The organism is Pseudomonas sp. PAMC 25886, assembly GCF_000242655.1.
Lineage (GTDB): Bacteria > Pseudomonadota > Gammaproteobacteria > Pseudomonadales > Pseudomonadaceae > Aquipseudomonas.
On sequence record NZ_AHHC01000021.1, the window covers coordinates 109,059 to 125,250 of the forward strand.

Annotated in this window: 20 protein-coding genes; 16 read left to right on the forward strand and 4 right to left on the reverse strand. The window is 61.2% G+C overall.

Features of this window, described 5'->3' with window-relative positions:
* Window positions 1–3 precede the first annotated feature (3 nt).
* On the forward strand, window positions 4–909 hold the full coding sequence (gene argB / locus MUM_RS0106235) for an acetylglutamate kinase (protein ID WP_003213275.1): 906 nt from the start codon (window positions 4–6) through the stop codon (window positions 907–909).
* A gap of 143 nt (window positions 910–1,052) precedes the next feature.
* On the opposite strand, the gene pyrE is transcribed toward argB, so the two are convergent.
* Window positions 1,053–1,697, reverse strand: coding sequence for an orotate phosphoribosyltransferase (gene pyrE / locus MUM_RS0106240; protein ID WP_010168197.1), 645 nt, complete (start codon window positions 1,695–1,697; stop codon window positions 1,053–1,055).
* A gap of 82 nt (window positions 1,698–1,779) precedes the next feature.
* On the opposite strand from pyrE, the gene MUM_RS0106245 reads away from it, so the two are divergent.
* Window positions 1,780–2,559 carry an exodeoxyribonuclease III gene (locus MUM_RS0106245; protein ID WP_003195493.1) on the forward strand — a complete coding sequence of 260 codons (780 nt, stop codon included), beginning with the start codon at window positions 1,780–1,782 and terminating at the stop codon, window positions 2,557–2,559.
* 58 nt (window positions 2,560–2,617) lie between these two features.
* On the opposite strand, the gene MUM_RS0106250 is transcribed toward MUM_RS0106245, so the two are convergent.
* Complete coding sequence (locus MUM_RS0106250; protein ID WP_003213278.1) at window positions 2,618–2,986, reverse strand: DUF4870 domain-containing protein; 369 nt, start codon at window positions 2,984–2,986, stop codon at window positions 2,618–2,620.
* 22 nt (window positions 2,987–3,008) lie between these two features.
* The gene (gene rph / locus MUM_RS0106255) at window positions 3,009–3,731 is read right to left on the reverse strand and encodes a ribonuclease PH (protein WP_003213280.1); all 723 of its coding nucleotides are present in this window, start codon (window positions 3,729–3,731) and stop codon (window positions 3,009–3,011) included.
* Window positions 3,732–3,948: 217 nt separating this feature from the next.
* Here rph and MUM_RS0106260 point away from each other — a divergent pair, with 217 nt between their 5' ends.
* The 7 genes from MUM_RS0106260 to MUM_RS0106290 all read left to right on the forward strand — a co-directional run bounded on the left by MUM_RS0106260 (window position 3,949) and on the right by MUM_RS0106290 (window position 10,064).
* The gene (locus tag MUM_RS0106260) at window positions 3,949–4,812 is read left to right on the forward strand and encodes a YicC/YloC family endoribonuclease (protein WP_010168202.1); all 864 of its coding nucleotides are present in this window, start codon (window positions 3,949–3,951) and stop codon (window positions 4,810–4,812) included.
* Window positions 4,813–4,823: 11 nt separating this feature from the next.
* On the forward strand, window positions 4,824–5,444 hold the full coding sequence (gene gmk, locus MUM_RS0106265) for a guanylate kinase (RefSeq protein WP_010168203.1): 621 nt from the start codon (window positions 4,824–4,826) through the stop codon (window positions 5,442–5,444).
* A 167-nt stretch (window positions 5,445–5,611) separates the two neighbouring features.
* Window positions 5,612–5,875: a DNA-directed RNA polymerase subunit omega gene (gene rpoZ / locus MUM_RS0106270; protein ID WP_003176920.1), complete on the forward strand. Its 264-nt coding sequence runs from the start codon at window positions 5,612–5,614 to the stop codon at window positions 5,873–5,875.
* Window positions 5,876–5,935: 60 nt separating this feature from the next.
* Window positions 5,936–8,041 (forward strand): bifunctional GTP diphosphokinase/guanosine-3',5'-bis pyrophosphate 3'-pyrophosphohydrolase, encoded by a 2,106-nt coding sequence (gene spoT / locus MUM_RS0106275; RefSeq protein WP_008439435.1) that lies wholly within the window; start codon window positions 5,936–5,938, stop codon window positions 8,039–8,041.
* 24 nt (window positions 8,042–8,065) lie between these two features.
* On the forward strand, window positions 8,066–8,446 hold the full coding sequence (locus tag MUM_RS0106280) for a RidA family protein (RefSeq protein WP_003213288.1): 381 nt from the start codon (window positions 8,066–8,068) through the stop codon (window positions 8,444–8,446).
* Window positions 8,447–8,509: 63 nt separating this feature from the next.
* A complete protein-coding gene (locus MUM_RS0106285; RefSeq protein ID WP_010168209.1) occupies window positions 8,510–9,253 on the forward strand; it encodes a hypothetical protein in 744 nt (247 codons plus the stop codon).
* A gap of 76 nt (window positions 9,254–9,329) precedes the next feature.
* Window positions 9,330–10,064, forward strand: coding sequence for a hypothetical protein (locus MUM_RS0106290; protein WP_010168211.1), 735 nt, complete (start codon window positions 9,330–9,332; stop codon window positions 10,062–10,064).
* A gap of 5 nt (window positions 10,065–10,069) precedes the next feature.
* On the opposite strand, the gene MUM_RS0106295 is transcribed toward MUM_RS0106290, so the two are convergent.
* Window positions 10,070–10,921 carry an SDR family oxidoreductase gene (locus tag MUM_RS0106295; RefSeq protein WP_010168214.1) on the reverse strand — a complete coding sequence of 284 codons (852 nt, stop codon included), beginning with the start codon at window positions 10,919–10,921 and terminating at the stop codon, window positions 10,070–10,072.
* Between the two features lie 189 nt (window positions 10,922–11,110).
* Here MUM_RS0106295 and exbB point away from each other — a divergent pair, with 189 nt between their 5' ends.
* The 7 genes from exbB to MUM_RS0106330 all read left to right on the forward strand — a co-directional run bounded on the left by exbB (window position 11,111) and on the right by MUM_RS0106330 (window position 16,189).
* Window positions 11,111–12,100, forward strand: a complete 990-nt coding sequence (gene exbB / locus MUM_RS0106300) for a tonB-system energizer ExbB (protein ID WP_029615785.1) — start codon at window positions 11,111–11,113, stop codon at window positions 12,098–12,100.
* Window positions 12,101–12,106: 6 nt separating this feature from the next.
* The gene (gene exbD / locus MUM_RS0106305) at window positions 12,107–12,532 is read left to right on the forward strand and encodes a TonB system transport protein ExbD (protein ID WP_003213296.1); all 426 of its coding nucleotides are present in this window, start codon (window positions 12,107–12,109) and stop codon (window positions 12,530–12,532) included.
* On the forward strand, window positions 12,529–13,278 hold the full coding sequence (locus MUM_RS0106310) for a TonB family protein (RefSeq protein ID WP_003213297.1): 750 nt from the start codon (window positions 12,529–12,531) through the stop codon (window positions 13,276–13,278). The genes exbD and MUM_RS0106310 overlap by 4 nt, the downstream gene beginning before the upstream one ends.
* Before the next feature lie 168 nt (window positions 13,279–13,446).
* Complete coding sequence (locus MUM_RS0106315; protein WP_010168217.1) at window positions 13,447–13,782, forward strand: cupredoxin domain-containing protein; 336 nt, start codon at window positions 13,447–13,449, stop codon at window positions 13,780–13,782.
* A 3-nt stretch (window positions 13,783–13,785) separates the two neighbouring features.
* Complete coding sequence (locus MUM_RS0106320; protein ID WP_010168219.1) at window positions 13,786–14,604, forward strand: FTR1 family iron permease; 819 nt, start codon at window positions 13,786–13,788, stop codon at window positions 14,602–14,604.
* Window positions 14,605–14,624: 20 nt separating this feature from the next.
* The gene (locus tag MUM_RS0106325; RefSeq protein WP_010168221.1) at window positions 14,625–15,155 is read left to right on the forward strand and encodes an iron transporter; all 531 of its coding nucleotides are present in this window, start codon (window positions 14,625–14,627) and stop codon (window positions 15,153–15,155) included.
* Between the two features lie 113 nt (window positions 15,156–15,268).
* Window positions 15,269–16,189 (forward strand): hydrogen peroxide-inducible genes activator, encoded by a 921-nt coding sequence (locus tag MUM_RS0106330; protein ID WP_003213305.1) that lies wholly within the window; start codon window positions 15,269–15,271, stop codon window positions 16,187–16,189.
* The last annotated feature ends 3 nt before the right edge of the window (window positions 16,190–16,192 follow it).

Sequence of the window (16,192 nt, forward strand, 5' to 3'; positions counted from 1 at the left end):
TGAATGACCCTCGAACGCGAAGCCGCCGCCAACACCGCCAAGGTCCTTTCCGAAGCGTTGCCTTACATTCGACGCTACGTCGGCAAGACGCTGGTGATCAAGTACGGCGGCAATGCCATGGAAAGCGACGAGCTGAAAACCGGCTTTGCCCGCGACATCGTGTTGATGAAAGCCGTCGGGATCAACCCGGTGGTGGTGCACGGTGGCGGCCCGCAAATCGGTGACCTGCTCAAGCGCCTGTCCATCGAGAGTCACTTCATCGACGGCATGCGCGTAACCGACGCCCAGACCATGGACGTGGTGGAGATGGTCCTCGGCGGCCAGGTGAACAAAGACATCGTCAACCTGATCAACCGCCACGGCGGCAGCGCCATCGGCCTGACCGGCAAGGACGCCGAGCTGATCCGGGCGAAGAAGCTCACCGTAACCCGCAAGACCCCGGAGATGACCCAGCCGGAAATCATCGACATCGGCCAGGTGGGCGAAGTGATCGGCATCAACACCGACCTGCTGAACCTGCTGGTGAAAGGCGATTTCATTCCGGTGATTGCGCCAATCGGCGTCGGTGCCAACGGTGAGTCCTACAACATCAACGCCGACCTGGTGGCCGGCAAGGTGGCCGAGGCGTTGAAGGCCGAGAAGCTGATGCTGCTCACCAACATCGCCGGCTTGATGGACAAGGAAGGCAAGGTATTGACCGGCCTGACGACCCAGCAAGTGGACGACCTGATCGCCGACGGCACCATCTACGGCGGCATGCTGCCGAAGATCCGCTGCGCACTGGAAGCGGTACAAGGCGGCGTCGGCAGTTCGTTGATCCTGGACGGCCGGGTTCCGAATGCGATCCTGCTGGAAATCTTCACCGACACCGGTGTGGGTACCCTGATCAGCAATCGCAAGCGCCCTTAAACGCAGAAAACAAAAGGCCCCGTTCAACCAGATTGAACGGGGCCTTTTTTGTGGGAGCTGGCTTGCCTGCGATGCAAGCACCTCGGTAAATCAGTTGTACCGAGGTGATGCCATCGCGGGCAAGCCCGACTCCTACAGAAACATCAAACGCCGAACTGCTCGCGATAGGCCTTAACCGCCGGCAGATGCTGCTTGAGCTGCGGGTCATCTTCCAGGAACTGCAGCACCTGGTTCAGGGACACGATGCTCACGACAGGAATGCCAAAATCACGTTCCACTTCCTGGATCGCCGACAATTCACCGTTGCCGCGCTCCTGACGGTTCAGCGCGATCAACACGCCGGCTGCCTTGGCGCCGTCCTGGGAAGCGATGATTTGCATCACTTCGCGAATCGCCGTGCCGGCGGTGATGACGTCGTCGATGATCAGCACGTCGCCCTTGAGCGGTGCGCCCACCAGGCTGCCGCCTTCGCCGTGGGCCTTGGCTTCCTTGCGGTTGAAACACCATGGCAGATCCTGCCCGTGATGTTCAGCCAACGCCACGGCAGTCGCGGCGGCCAGGGGAATGCCTTTGTAGGCCGGGCCGAACAGCACGTCGAAGGAAATACCGCTTTCAACGATGGCGGCCGCATAGAAACGACCCAGCTGCGCCAGGGCAGAACCCGAGTTGAAAAGGCCGGCATTGAAGAAGTAAGGGCTGGTGCGCCCGGACTTCAGGGTGAACTCACCGAAGCGCAATACGCCGCGATCGATGGCAAAACGAATGAAATCGCGTTGATACGCCTGCATGAAAAAAGCCTCAGATACCACGGATTTAGCTAATTAGGTAGACGGCGTGTATCATACACGCACGCGATTTTTGGGGCCATTTATGCGGATCATCAGTGTGAACGTCAATGGTATTCAGGCTGCAGTCGAGCGTGGTTTGCTCAGTTGGCTGCAAGCCCAGAATGCCGACGTCATCTGCCTGCAGGACACCCGCGCCTCCGCCTTTGAACTGGACGACCCAGCCTTCCAACTGGATGGCTACTTCCTTTATGCCTGTGATGCCGAAGTTCCCACCCAAGGTGGCGTGGCTTTGTATTCGCGGTTGCAACCCAAGGCGGTCATCAGCGGCCTCGGCTTCGAGACAGCCGACCGCTACGGGCGCTACCTGCAAGCCGATTTCGATAAGGTCAGCATCGCGACCTTGCTGCTTCCATCAGGGCAGAATGGCGATGAAGACTTGAACCAGAAGTTCAAGCTAATGGACGATTTCGCCCGTTATCTGGATAAACAGCGGCGCAAACGTCGCGAGTACATTTACTGTGGCTCGCTGTACGTGGCGCAACAGAAGCTGGATATCAAGAACTGGCGCGACAGCCAGCAATCCCCGGGTTTCCTGGCGCCGGAACGGGCCTGGATGGACGAGATTGTCGGCAACATGGGCTATGTCGATGCCCTGCGGGAAGTCAGCCGCGAAGGCGACCAGTACAGCTGGTGGCCGGATAACGAACAGGCCGAGATGCTCAACCTGGGCTGGCGTTTTGACTATCAGCTGCTGACCCCGGGCCTGCGCCGCTTTGTGCGCAGTGCACGCCTGCCACGCCAGCCGCGCTTCTCGCAGCACGCGCCGCTGATCGTGGACTACGACTGGACACTGACCATCTAAGGTCTTTTTCCAGGCACAAAAAAACCGACATCGCTGTCGGTTTTTTTGTGGGCGGTGGTTATTTGATCAACCGCAACGTCCACGGATAACGATAAGCCACGCCTTTGTTGGCCTTGATGCCCGCAATGATCGTCATCACCACCGCGCCGATCACCAGGACGGTCATCAACACGAAGCCGATCACGATGAAGCCCAGCAGGAAGCAGACCGCCCAGGCAATGCCCACGGTGATCTGGAAGTTCAGCGCTTCCTTGCCCTGGTCATCGATGAACGGGTCCGCGTCCTTCTTCACCTGCCACAGGATCAAAGGCCCCAGCAGGCTGCCGAACGGGAACATCAACCCGAAGAACGCCGCGAAGTGACAGAGCATCGCCCACTGGCGAACTTCCTTGGACGGTGTCGGCAGTGGAAGTTGACTGTCACTCATGGCGTAGCTCCTTGGGGTTGAATCAGTCGGCCAATGCGGCGTTCTGCAGTTCGAAGATCTCGGTCATGCCTTTCTGGGCCAGTGCCAGCATGGCATTCAGGTCCGCCGGCTGGAATGGCGCGCCTTCGGCGGTGCCCTGCACTTCGATGAAACCACCGGTGCTGGTCATCACCACGTTCAGGTCGGTCTCGGCAGCCGAATCTTCAAGATAGTCCAGATCCAGCACAGGCTCGCCCTGATACATGCCAACCGACACCGCAGCGATCATCTGCTTGAGCGGATCGCCACCTTTCAGGCCGCCACGTTTCTTGATGACCTTGAGCGCATCGACCAGGGCAACCATGGCGCCGGTAATGGACGCGGTGCGGGTGCCGCCGTCGGCCTGGATCACGTCGCAGTCGACGTACAAGGTCACGTCGCCCAGCTTGGACATGTCCAGCGCAGCGCGCAGGGAACGGCCGATCAGGCGCTGGATTTCGAGGGTGCGGCCGCCTTGCTTGCCACGGCTGGCTTCACGCTGGTTACGCTCGCCGGTGGCACGCGGCAGCATGCCGTACTCGGCGGTCAACCAACCCTGGCCCTGGCCTTTAAGGAAACGCGGCACGCCGTTTTCGACGCTGACGGTGCAGATAACCTTGGTATCGCCAAACTCGACCAGTACAGATCCCTCGGCGTGTTTGGTGTAGTTGCGGGTGATGCGGATCGAGCGGAGCTGATCGGCAGCGCGACCACTTGGACGTTTCATAGGGGATACCTGTACGGAGGACGAAAAACTGCCGAGCATTATAGAGCCGCCAGCCCTGATCGGCACGGCTAAAAAATCCTGTTACAAACCCGGGCAGCGAAGCCACTGTTTGGGGACACCCTTCCCGTTGAGCTACAATCCTGCGCCTTCGCAGCCTGTCGGCTTCAATCTACCCATCAGCCCGCCCGTTTGCGGGACTGCATCGCGAGGTACCTCCATGGTGCACAGCATGACCGCCTTCGCCCGCGTCGAAAAAGCCGGCGTCCAAGGCACCCTGAGCTGGGAATTGCGCTCGGTCAACAGCCGCTACCTGGAGCCGCACCTGCGCCTGCCGGAGTCGTTTCGCGACCTTGAAGGCGCGGTCCGTGAAGCGCTGCGCCAGGGCATCTCCCGCGGCAAGCTGGAATGCACCCTGCGCTTTACCGAGGAAACCACCGGCAAGCCGCTGCAGGTCGATCGCGAGCGCGCCGCTCAACTGGTCGCCGCCGCCGAAACCATCGCCGGCCTGATCAAGCAGCCTGCCGCCATCAACCCCCTGGAAGTGCTGGCCTGGCCCGGCGTGCTGGTGGCCGACGCCACCGACCCGCAAGCCCTGAATGCCGAAGCCCTGGCGCTGTTCAACCAGGGCCTGAAGGAACTCAAGGCCGGCCGTGAGCGCGAAGGCGCCGAACTGGCCCGCCTGATCAGCGACCGCCTGACGTCCATCGAAGAAGACGTGGTGACCCTGCGCGAACTGGTGCCGCAGATGCTTGCCACCCAGCGCCAGAAGGTCCTGGACCGCTTCACCGACATGCAGGCCGAGCTGGATCCGGTGCGCCTTGAGCAAGAGATGGTCCTGCTGGCCCAAAAGAGCGACGTCGCCGAAGAACTCGACCGCCTGAGCACCCACATCCTGGAAGTGCGCCGCGTACTCAAATCAGCCGGTGCCGCTGGTCGGCGCCTGGACTTCCTGATGCAGGAACTCAACCGCGAAGCCAATACACTGGGCTCCAAAGCCTTTGATCCGCGCAGCACACAGGCTGCGGTCAACCTCAAAGTGTTGATCGAGCAAATGCGCGAACAAGTACAGAATATCGAGTAAGGCACCCTGACATGACCCACAGCACCGGCACCCTCTACATCATTTCCGCCCCATCGGGCGCGGGCAAAAGCAGCCTGGTCAAAGCCCTGACCGATGCTGACGAGCAGATCCGCATCTCGGTGTCGCACACCACTCGCGCCATGCGCCCGGGTGAAGTGAACGGCGTGCACTACCATTTCGTCGAGCGCACCGAGTTCGTGAAGATGATCGAGCACGGTGATTTCCTCGAGCGCGCCGAAGTGTTCGGCAACCTCTACGGCACCTCGCAAAGCCATCTGCAGCAGACTCTGGACGAAGGCCACGACCTGATCCTGGAAATCGACTGGCAGGGCGCCGAGCAAGTGCGCCAGCTGATGCCCAAAGCCCGCTCGATCTTCATCCTGCCGCCGTCGCTGGAAGCGTTGCACCAGCGCCTGACCAACCGTGGGCAGGACAGCGACGAGATCATCGAAGGCCGCATGCGCGAAGCCGTCAGTGAAATGAGCCACTACGTCGACTACGACTACCTGATCATCAACGACGATTTCGCCCACGCCCTGGACGATTTGAAAGCGATTTTCCGCACCAATCAGCTCCAGCAAAAGCGTCAGCAGCAGCGTTTCGGTAAATTATTGGCCGAACTGCTCGGCTGATTGGCTCTTCCCAAAACCGCTGCAAGGGCTTTACATTGGCACTTGTAGCGCGTTTGCGATGGCCTGCGAAAAATCAGCGCTTCCCTAAACGCTGGTGATTTTTTAAACTGTTCAGTCCGCTCGCCCAACCGGGCAGCGCGCATATTGCATTCGCTCCGAGGAATACCATGGCCCGCGTAACCGTTGAAGACTGCCTAGAACACGTGGATAACCGCTTTGAGCTGGTCATGCTCTCTACCAAGCGTGCCCGTCAACTGGCCACTGGCGGCAAAGAGCCCCTGGTCCAGTGGGAAAACGACAAGCCTACCGTTGTAGCCCTGCGTGAAATCGCTGAAGGCCTGATGAGCTACGAGTTCATCGCCAACGCCGAAATCGTTGAAGACGAACCGCTGTTTGCAGCGTTCGAGGACGAGTCCAACGAGGCCGTCTAAGCCTATGCCTGGTCGACGTAGCACGGCGCGGGGTCACAGCCAACGGCAGGAGTTAATACTTTGCCGAGCATAGACGCCCTCGCCGATCGCTTATCGACCTACCTCGGCCCAGACCAGGTCAACCTGGTCCGCCGAGCGTATTTCTACGCCGAACAAGCCCACGACGGCCAACGCCGCCGCAGTGGCGAGGCGTATGTCACCCATCCTCTTGCGGTGGCAAATATTCTTGCCGACATGCACATGGACCATCAGAGCCTGATGGCTGCGATGCTGCATGACGTGATCGAAGACACCGGCATTGCCAAGGAAGCGCTCAGTGCGCAATTTGGCGAAACCGTGGCCGAACTGGTCGACGGGGTCAGCAAACTGACCCAGATGAACTTCGAGACCAAGGCCGAAGCCCAGGCGGAAAACTTCCAGAAGATGGCCATGGCCATGGCCCGGGACATCCGGGTGATCCTGGTCAAGCTGGCCGACCGGCTGCACAACATGCGCACGCTGGAAGTGCTGTCCGGCGAAAAACGCCGGCGCATCGCCAAGGAAACCCTGGAAATCTACGCGCCCATCGCCAACCGGCTGGGCATGCACGCCATTCGTATCGAGTTCGAAGACCTCGGCTTCAAAGCCATGCACCCGATGCGTTCCGCACGCATCTACCAGGCGGTCAAACGCGCCCGGGGCAATCGCAAGGAAATCGTCAACAAGATCGAAGAGTCCCTGAGCCATTGCCTGGCGATCGATGAGATCGAGGGCGAAGTCAGCGGCCGGCAGAAACACATCTACGGCATCTACAAGAAGATGCGCGGCAAGCGTCGGGCCTTCAACGAAATCATGGACGTGTATGCGTTCCGGATCATCGTCGACAAGGTCGATACCTGCTACCGCGTGCTGGGCGCTGTACATAATTTGTACAAACCCCTGCCGGGACGCTTCAAGGACTACATCGCGATTCCCAAGGCCAACGGCTATCAGTCGCTGCATACCACGCTGTTTGGCATGCACGGGGTGCCGATCGAGATCCAGATCCGCACCCGCGAAATGGAAGAGATGGCCAACAACGGTATCGCCGCCCATTGGCTGTACAAATCCACCGGCGACGAGCAGCCCAAAGGCACCCATGCCCGCGCCCGCCAGTGGGTCAAGGGCGTGCTGGAAATGCAGCAACGTGCCGGCAACTCCCTCGAATTTATCGAAAGTGTGAAGATCGACCTGTTCCCGGACGAGGTCTACGTATTCACGCCCAAAGGCCGGATCATGGAGCTGCCCAAAGGCTCCACGGCGGTCGACTTTGCCTACGCGGTGCACACCGACGTGGGCAACAGCTGCATAGCCTGTCGGATCAATCGTCGACTGGCCCCGCTGTCGGAACCGCTGCAAAGCGGTTCCACGGTGGAGATCGTCAGCGCACCGGGCGCACGCCCGAACCCGGCCTGGCTCAACTTTGTGGTCACCGGCAAGGCCCGCACCCACATCCGTCACGCCCTGAAACTGCAGCGCCGCTCCGAGTCCATCAGCCTGGGCGAACGCCTGCTGAACAAGGTGCTCAACGGCTTCGACAGCTCCCTGGACAAGATCCCGGCCGAGCGCGTGCAGGCGATGCTCCACGAGTACCGCCAGGAACTGATCGAAGACTTGCTGGAAGACATCGGCCTGGGCAACCGCATGGCCTATGTGGTCGCCCGCCGCCTGCTGGGCGAAGGCGAACAATTGCCAAGCCCCGAAGGCCCGCTGGCGATTCGCGGTACCGAAGGTTTGGTGCTCAGCTACGCCAAGTGCTGCACGCCGATCCCCGGCGACCCGATTGTCGGCCACCTGTCTGCGGGCAAGGGCATGGTGGTGCACCTGGACAACTGCCGCAATATCAGTGAAATCCGCCACAACCCCGAGAAATGCATCCAGCTTTCGTGGGCCAAGGATGTCACCGGCGAATTCAACGTCGAGCTGCGGGTCGAACTGGAACATCAGCGCGGCCTGATCGCCCTGCTGGCCAGCAGCGTCAATGCGGCCGACGGCAATATCGAGAAAATCAGCATGGACGAACGCGATGGCCGCATCAGCGTGGTCCAACTGGTGGTCAGCGTGCACGACCGCGTGCACCTGGCCCGCGTGATCAAGAAACTGCGCGCCCTGACCGGGGTCATCCGCATCACCCGCATGCGCGCCTAGCCCATCCATTACAAGGAGTCATTCATGACCAAGACTGTTATCACCAGCGACAAGGCACCAGCAGCAATCGGTACTTATTCCCAGGCGATCAAGGCGGGCAATACCGTCTACATGTCCGGCCAGATTCCACTGGACCCAAAAACCATGGAGCTGGTTGAAGGCTTTGAAGCCCAAACCATCCAGGTCTTCGAAAACCTGAAGTCGGTGGCCGAAGCCGCAGGCGGTTCGTTCAAGGACATCGTCAAACTGAACATCTTCCTCACCGACCTGAGCCACTTCGCCAAGGTCAACGAGATCATGGGCAAGTACTTCGAACAACCGTACCCAGCCCGCGCCGCCATCGGCGTTGCCGCCCTGCCAAAGGGCGCGCAGGTTGAGATGGACGCCATTCTGGTCATCGAGTAAAACATCCGGCGCAGCGCTTCCTCGGGAAGGCTGCGCCGAATTGGTTCTTGGAAGGATTTCGTAATGCGCAAAGCGCTCGTTGCCTCTTCGTTGCTCGCCCTGCTGCTCGGCGGCTGCGCCAGCAATCCCGCCGACCTGGATGTGAGCGGCACCTGGATCAACCAGGCCGCCATCGATGCGGCAGCCAAGGGCGGCCCTTTGCGTGAAGCCCTGCAGAGCTATGGTCCGAACCTCGAATGGGAGGTGAACACCAAAGCATCCCAGGCCCGCTACTACAACGGTTTTGAAGTAGCTGAAGGCAAGTTGCTGGGTGAAAAATCCGGCGCCTGGAGCGTCGATTTCTACGGCGGCTCCGCCACCGAACTCAAGCGTAAAGGCAAACAACTGCTGCAAGGGGCCAATGATAACGAGCCCGAGCAACTGTTCGCCCGTGCCAAGGACCCCGCCCCCGAAGGCGCGCCGCTGGGCGCCAACTTCGAGCGTACCCTGTACGCCGCCTATATGGGCGGCACCTGGAAGATCAGCAGCGGCAATGGCGAAGGCGCGACGGTGCAGTTCCAGCCCAATGGCCAGGTAACCGGCCTGCCGGGTGCCGATCAGTACTCGCTGTGCCTGGCAGGTGATTGCGCCTCCATGAGCGGCGGCTACGACAGCATCTGGCTGCAACTGAACGGCCAGGGCAACCCGTGGATCTTTGCGCGCAAGGGCAAGCAACTGGAAATCTTCCAGGCGATCAATACCGCCCAGGCCGACGAGGTGCCCTCGTTTACCCCGGGACCGCGGCAGTGGTTGCTGGAAAAACAGTGATACAGAACAAAGGAGCCCACGGGCTCCTTTTTCTTTAGTCTGCGGCCTCGCTTTCCACCTTATGCAGACTGCCCCCATGCGCACATTACTTGTCCTTAGCCTGATCCTGCTGGGCGGCTGCACTCACCCGCCGCAAACGCCCGACATCAGCGGGCTGTGGATCAACCAGGCCGCCATCGACTCAGCCGCCCAAGGCAGGCCCTTGCTGCGAGCCCTTGATGCTCACGGCATGAACCTGGAATGGAACATCGACACCCGCAACGGCAAGGCACAAGTCAGCAATGCGTTCGAGCTGGGCGAAGGTCAGTTGCTGCCGAAGGCGCCGGGCGCATGGACCGTCGACTACAACGGCCATGGCGCCGACGAGCTTCGATCGGATGGCAAGCAGTTGATCCAGCTCCCCACAGAACGTTACGCCGGGCAAGTGTTTATACGCCCTGACCCGCCAGCTCCCGCGGGAGCGAAGTGGGGCACAACCTTCCGGCAGGCGCTGAACTCAGCCTATATGGGCGGCCAATGGAAAATCATTGAAGGCCAAGGCATCGGCAACATCGTAATGTTCACGGCGGATGGCACCGTGTCAGGCCTGGCGCAAAACGACCGGTACGAGCTGTGCCTGGGCGGCGATTGCGCCACCCAGGGCGCTGGCAATGACACCCTCTACCTGGGCAAGGGCGATGTCGGCGACGGCTGGATTTTCGTCCGCTACGGCAAACGACTCGAGATTCTCAAGGCGATCAACCTGTCCCGGCCCGACGAAATCCCCCAGCTCACTCCAGGCCCACGCCAGTGGCTGCTGGAAAAACAGTAACGCCATCAACCCTCGAGAATGGCCGCATACCCTTCGCGATAACTTGGATAACGTGGCACCCAACCCAACGCCTTGGCCCGGGCATTACTGCACTGCTTGCTGCCCGCCCGGCGTACGCTGGCGTTCTCGGCCCATTCGGTCACGCCAAGGTACTCGCGCAACCAGCCCACCACGTCGGCCAGCGGTGCCGGAGCGTCATCGACGCCGATGTAGCATTTATCCAGCACACCGCCCTGCTCCACGTGCTGCAGCAAAAACGCCAGCAAACCCGCAGCGTCATCCGCGTGAATGCGGTTGCCATATAAAGGTGGGTCAATCGCCACGCGATAGCCCTGGCGCACCTGGCTCAGCAGCCACTCGCGGCCGGGGCCATAGATGCCGGTCAGGCGCACGACGCTGGCGGGAATGCCGCTGTTCAATGCCACTTTCTCGGCTTCCAGCATGACTTGTCCGGAATAACCGCCCGCCTGGGTCTCGGAGTTTTCGTCGACCCACTCACCGTTCTGCTGCCCGTACACACTGCTGCTGGATACAAACAGCAAATGCCTGGGCGCCTGGCCGTAGTCGTTCAACCACTCCAGCACATGTTGCAACCCTTGCACGTACGCTGCGCGATAGCCGGCTTCGTCGTGATCGGTGGCCGCCGCGCAATACACCAGGTAATCCACCCCGCCCACCGGCCAGGTGTCGGGGCAGTCTTCATTGAACAGGTCGCCGGCAATCCCGATAACACCCTTGGGAAGGCGCGAGATATCCCGGCGCAGGCCATGAACCTCCCAGCCCTGGGCCAGCAATTGGGTGGCCAGACGGCTACCGACATCGCCGCAACCGGCAATCACCACAGAAGGCGCAGACATCACAAAACTCCGTTCTTAAAGGTCAAGATTAGCCCCCGCACATGACCAGCGGCCAGCAAAACGACAAATAAAGTAACTGTATTACTTCTGTTAACAAGAATTACTTGCAATAATAACCGCCCATTTGTCCTCGACCCGTTACGGTCTGGAAGGACGATCACTCATTTTTTTCTCTCAGGTCCGGCCAGCATGACACGCAATACATCCCCCGCTTCGCCAACCAAGCCTCACAGCCCATCCCGCGCCTGGCGTGCGATTGCTGCAGTGCTGTTCAGCGTTCTGCTGGCACCGACCGCCGCGTTCGCCGATAACACCGCCCCGGCTACACAGCCTGCTGCGACCGCGCCAGCCCACGAGCAAAACGCTGCGGCGCCTGCTGCTGCACCGGCTGCTGCCACCGACCCGGCCCCGGCCGCCGAAGGTGCTCCGGCTGACGACTCCGGCGTCGTACTGGAAGAAGACAACAGCCTGGGCATGGCCCACGACCTGTCGCCCTGGGGCATGTACCAGAACGCTGACATCATCGTGAAGATCGTGATGATCGGCCTGGCCATCGCCTCGATCATCACCTGGACCATCTGGATCGCCAAGGGCTTCGAGCTGCTGGGCGCCAAGCGTCGCCTGCGCACTGAAATCGTCCACCTGAAAAAAGCCACCACCCTGAAAGAAGCCAGCGAAAGCGCGGCGAAGAAGGGCACCCTGGCGAACCTGCTGGTCCACGACGCCCTTGAAGAAATGCGCCTGTCGGCCAACAGCCGTGAAAAAGAAGGCATCAAGGAACGTGTCAGCTTCCGCCTTGAGCGCCTGGTTGCAGCCTGCGGTCGCAACATGAGCAACGGCACCGGCGTGCTGGCGACCATTGGTTCCACCGCGCCCTTCGTCGGCCTGTTCGGTACCGTATGGGGCATCATGAACAGCTTCATCGGCATCGCCAAAACCCAGACCACCAACCTCGCCGTCGTGGCGCCCGGCATTGCCGAAGCCCTGCTGGCGACCGCACTGGGCCTGGTTGCCGCGATTCCTGCGGTGGTCATCTACAACGTCTTCGCCCGTTCGATCGCTGGCTACAAGGCTCAGGTGTCGGACGCTTCGGCAGAAGTCCTGTTGCTGGTCAGCCGTGACCTCGATCACCTGCCTTCCGAGCGCAGCTCGCAACCGCATATGGTGAAAGTGGGGTAATCGGCCATGGGCCTGCATTTGAATCAAGGCGACGACGAGCTCGTCGAGAACCACGAAATCAACGTCACGCCGTTTATCGACGTGATGCTGGTGCTGCTGATCATCTTCATGGTGGCTGCACCCCTGGCCACTGTGGACATCAAGGTCGACCTGCCCGCTTCCAGCGCGAAACCGGCACCACGGCCAGAGAAACCGATATTCCTCAGCGTCAAGGCGGACCAGCGTCTGTTCCTGGGCGAAGAAGAAGTCAAATCCGACACCCTGGGCGCGGTGCTCGACGCCAAGACCCAGGGCAAGAAAGACACGACGATCTTCTTCCAGGCCGACAAGGGCGTGGACTACGGCGACCTGATGAGCGTGATGGATGCCCTGCGGGCAGCCGGCTACCTCAAGGTAGGCCTGGTCGGACTTGAGACGGCAGCCAAGAAATGATCACGACGCGCCACAAACTGACGCGTTATGGCACCAGCCTCGCCGTCGTGCTGGGCGTCCACGCCGTCGCGATCATCATCGCGCTCCAGTGGTCGGCGCCACACATGGTCCAACTGCCACCGGCCGCCATGGTCATCGACCTGGCACCGATGCCGGCGCCGCCACCTCCGGCCCCGCCGAAGGTGATCACGCCGCCACAGCCGCCAGCGCCGGTGGAAGAGTTGCCATTGCCGAAACTGGCTGAGGCACCCAAGCCGACGATCCAGGTGCCAAAGCCGGTCAAGCCCAAGCCAAAACCACAGCCGCCCAAGCCTGTAGAGAAGAAGCCCGATCCGCCCAAGGAAAAACCTTCCGAAGAGCCGCCGAGCGAAACTCCGCAGAACAACGCGCCTACGGAGAAATCCGCCCAGCCACAGCCGGGCCCTTCACCGCAGCAGATCGCGGCCAAGGCCACCTGGGAAAGTACCCTGCTGGGCCACCTGCAGAAGTACAAGAAGTACCCGCCAGGCGCCCAGGCGCGTGGCAAGGAAGGCCTGAACCGCTTGCGTTTCGTGGTGGATGCCGATGGCAACGTGCTGTCCTATGAGTTGGTGGGCCGCTCCGGCAACGCCGACCTGGACCGCGCCACCCTCGACATGATCCGTCGTGCCCAGCCGCTGCCCAAGCCGCCGGCCGACATGTTGAAAGGCGGCAGCATCGAGATCGTTGCGCCGTTCGTTTACAACATCGAAAAACGTCGCCGGTAACCCTCACCGTGGGCACTCTCGGGTGCCCACGGCTGCTGCTCCCTCCCTCGCGCATTGCCGCAACCTGAACCAGGGTTGAACGGGTCGCCATCTAACTCGATCTTCACTTGTAACACTTAAAGACAAAGCCAATCATCCGCGAATCGTTCTCATTAGCGGACATTCGGCATGCCCACTCCTGCCCGGCTGGCTCTCGTCCTGCTGGCTTTTCCCGTCGTTGCACAGGCGGATCAGCTGGTCACCCTGGTCATTCAAAACCACACCTTCAGCCCCTCAAGTTTCGAGGTGCCGGCCGGTGAGCGCTTTCGTATTCAACTCACCAGCCACGACGAAAGCGTCGATGAGTTCGAAAGCTATGACATGAAATTCGAAAAAATCATCGTCCCCGGCAACACCGTCACGGTGTTTGCGGGCCCGCTGCATCCCGGCACCTACACCTTCTTCGATGACTACCACCCGGACCAGGCCAAAGGCACGGTCACTGCCGTCGCGGCCAAGGAGTAAGCCATGCTGGCCTGTCTGTTGATCGTGTTTCGAGAAGTGCTGGAAGCCGGGATTGTGGTCGGCATCGTGATGGCCGCCACCCAGGGCCTGGCACGGCGCGGGCTGTTTATCGGCAGCGGGATCGCAGCCGGCGTACTGGGTGCCGGGATCCTCGCGCTCTTTACCGGCGCAATCACCCAGGCACTCCAGGGCTTTGGCCAGGAGATTTTCAACGCGGCCATTCTGGTGGTCGCCGTGGTCATGCTGGGCTGGCACAACCTGTGGATGGCCAGCCACGGACGCGAACTGGCCACCCAACTGCGCAGCGCCGGCAATGCGGTACTCAACGGCGAAAAATCACTCTGGGCGCTGGCCGTGGTGATCACCGTAGCGGTGCTGCGCGAAGGCTCGGAAATCGTGCTGTTCCTCTATGGCATCGCCGCGTCGAGCCAGGCAGACCCACTGTCGATGCTGGCGGGTGGCGTGCTCGGCATCGCCGCCGGCGCCGCGCTGTCCTGGCTGATGTACCGCGGCCTGGTCGCCATCAGCCTCAAGCGCCTGTTTTCGATTACCGGCTGGATGATCGCCTTGCTCGCCGCCGGTATGGCGGGCCGGGCGGCCGCGATCCTCGCCGGTATCGACCTGATCCCCGCCTGGGGCTACCAACTCTGGGACACCTCCTGGCTGGTCTCCGACGCCAGCCTCACCGGCCGCGCCCTGACCGCGCTGGTGGGCTACACCGACCGGCCGCTGGGCGTCCAACTGGTCGCCTGGTCCGTCACCCTTGCGCTCCTGGTGCTGGGTAACCGCTTGCTGCATTCACGCCCGACGCAATCACGTTAACTGTCCCAAGGAGCCCCACCATGAAACACCTGCGCAAACCCTTGGCCACCGCACTGGTACTTGTCAGCGCCCTGGCCGCTTCCACCCTGACCCAAGCCCGCGAGTACCCGATTGGCGGGCCCGTCCAGGTCAACGACATGGAAATCGCCTCCTCCTACCTGGTGGGCATCGAAATGGCCCCCATGCCACCTGGCATGGTGATGAGCAAGGATTCGGTGCACCTCGAGACGGATGTGCATGCCACCGCCGACAACAAGTACGGCCTGTCCAATGGTGAGTGGGTGCCCTACCTGACCATCACCTACTCGCTGGTCAAGCAAGGTTCGCCCGACTACAAGGAAATCGGCACGCTGCTGCCGATGGTGGCCAAAGACGGCGCCCACTACGCCAACAACGTGAAAATGGACGGCCCCGGCACCTACACCGTGGTACTGCGCTATGAAAGCCCGCAAATCAAAGGCTTCTTTCACCATGTGGACAAGGAAACCGGCGTACCGGAATGGTGGGGCCCCTTCACCCAGACCTTCACCTTCAAATACCCGCAAAGCTGAAAGCATGAACGCGACACCTGATTACCAGGTGTCGTAAACCCCATGCTGTCTGATAACGTGCGTCTATCGATTGCAGCCGGTATGCTTGGCCCGCAACCTCATGGACGCCCGCTATGACTCTTACAGAATTACGCTACATCGTTACCCTCGCCCAAGAGCAGCATTTCGGCCACGCGGCCGAGCGTTGCCACGTCAGCCAGCCGACGCTGTCGGTGGGTGTGAAGAAGCTTGAAGACGAACTCGGTGTGCTGATTTTCGAGCGCAGCAAAAGCGCCGTGCGCCTCACGCCCGTCGGCGAAGGCATCGTCGCCCAGGCCCAGAAGGTCCTGGAACAGGCCCAAAGCATTCGCGAGCTGGCCCAGGCCGGCAAGAACCAGCTGACCGCACCGCTGAAAGTCGGCGCCATCTACACCGTCGGCCCGTACCTGTTCCCGCACTTGATTCCGCAACTGCACCGCGTCGCGCCGCAGATGCCGCTGTATATCGAAGAAAACTTCACCCACGTGCTGCGCGACAAACTGCGCAACGGCGAGCTGGACGCGATCATCATCGCCCTGCCGTTCAACGAGGCCGACGTGCTGACCCTGCCGCTCTACGATGAGCCGTTCTACGTGCTGATGCCGGCGTCCCACCCCTGGACGCAGAAAGACACCATCGACGCCGGCCTGCTCAACGACAAGAGCCTGCTGTTGCTGGGCGAAGGCCACTGCTTCCGCGACCAGGTGCTGGAAGCCTGCCCGACCCTGACCAAGGGCAACGACGGCGCCAAGCACACCACCGTGGAATCCAGTTCCCTGGAAACCATTCGCCATATGGTCGCTTCCGGCCTGGGCATCTCGATCCTGCCGCTGTCGGCGGTCGACAGCCATCACTACGCCCCGGGCGTGATCGCCGTGCGCCCACTGACGCCGCCGGTGCCGTTCCGTACCGTGGCGATTGCCTGGCGCGCGAGCTTCCCGCGGCCCAAGGCGATTGAAATCCTCGCCGACTCGATCCGCCTGTGTTCGGTGGCCAAGCCGCCTGCTGCGAGCTAAGTA

Coding starts and splice junctions, on each gene's coding strand:
- argB (WP_003213275.1), top strand. CDS start 4: ATGACCCTCGAACGCGAAGCCGCCGCCAACACCGCCAAGGTCCTTTCC.
- pyrE (WP_010168197.1), bottom strand. CDS start 1,697: ATGCAGGCGTATCAACGCGATTTCATTCGTTTTGCCATCGATCGCGGC.
- MUM_RS0106245 (WP_003195493.1), top strand. CDS start 1,780: ATGCGGATCATCAGTGTGAACGTCAATGGTATTCAGGCTGCAGTCGAG.
- MUM_RS0106250 (WP_003213278.1), bottom strand. CDS start 2,986: ATGAGTGACAGTCAACTTCCACTGCCGACACCGTCCAAGGAAGTTCGC.
- rph (WP_003213280.1), bottom strand. CDS start 3,731: ATGAAACGTCCAAGTGGTCGCGCTGCCGATCAGCTCCGCTCGATCCGC.
- MUM_RS0106260 (WP_010168202.1), top strand. CDS start 3,949: ATGGTGCACAGCATGACCGCCTTCGCCCGCGTCGAAAAAGCCGGCGTC.
- gmk (WP_010168203.1), top strand. CDS start 4,824: ATGACCCACAGCACCGGCACCCTCTACATCATTTCCGCCCCATCGGGC.
- rpoZ (WP_003176920.1), top strand. CDS start 5,612: ATGGCCCGCGTAACCGTTGAAGACTGCCTAGAACACGTGGATAACCGC.
- MUM_RS0106280 (WP_003213288.1), top strand. CDS start 8,066: ATGACCAAGACTGTTATCACCAGCGACAAGGCACCAGCAGCAATCGGT.
- MUM_RS0106285 (WP_010168209.1), top strand. CDS start 8,510: ATGCGCAAAGCGCTCGTTGCCTCTTCGTTGCTCGCCCTGCTGCTCGGC.
- MUM_RS0106290 (WP_010168211.1), top strand. CDS start 9,330: ATGCGCACATTACTTGTCCTTAGCCTGATCCTGCTGGGCGGCTGCACT.
- MUM_RS0106295 (WP_010168214.1), bottom strand. CDS start 10,921: ATGTCTGCGCCTTCTGTGGTGATTGCCGGTTGCGGCGATGTCGGTAGC.
- exbB (WP_029615785.1), top strand. CDS start 11,111: ATGACACGCAATACATCCCCCGCTTCGCCAACCAAGCCTCACAGCCCA.
- exbD (WP_003213296.1), top strand. CDS start 12,107: ATGGGCCTGCATTTGAATCAAGGCGACGACGAGCTCGTCGAGAACCAC.
- MUM_RS0106310 (WP_003213297.1), top strand. CDS start 12,529: ATGATCACGACGCGCCACAAACTGACGCGTTATGGCACCAGCCTCGCC.
- MUM_RS0106315 (WP_010168217.1), top strand. CDS start 13,447: ATGCCCACTCCTGCCCGGCTGGCTCTCGTCCTGCTGGCTTTTCCCGTC.
- MUM_RS0106320 (WP_010168219.1), top strand. CDS start 13,786: ATGCTGGCCTGTCTGTTGATCGTGTTTCGAGAAGTGCTGGAAGCCGGG.
- MUM_RS0106325 (WP_010168221.1), top strand. CDS start 14,625: ATGAAACACCTGCGCAAACCCTTGGCCACCGCACTGGTACTTGTCAGC.
- MUM_RS0106330 (WP_003213305.1), top strand. CDS start 15,269: ATGACTCTTACAGAATTACGCTACATCGTTACCCTCGCCCAAGAGCAG.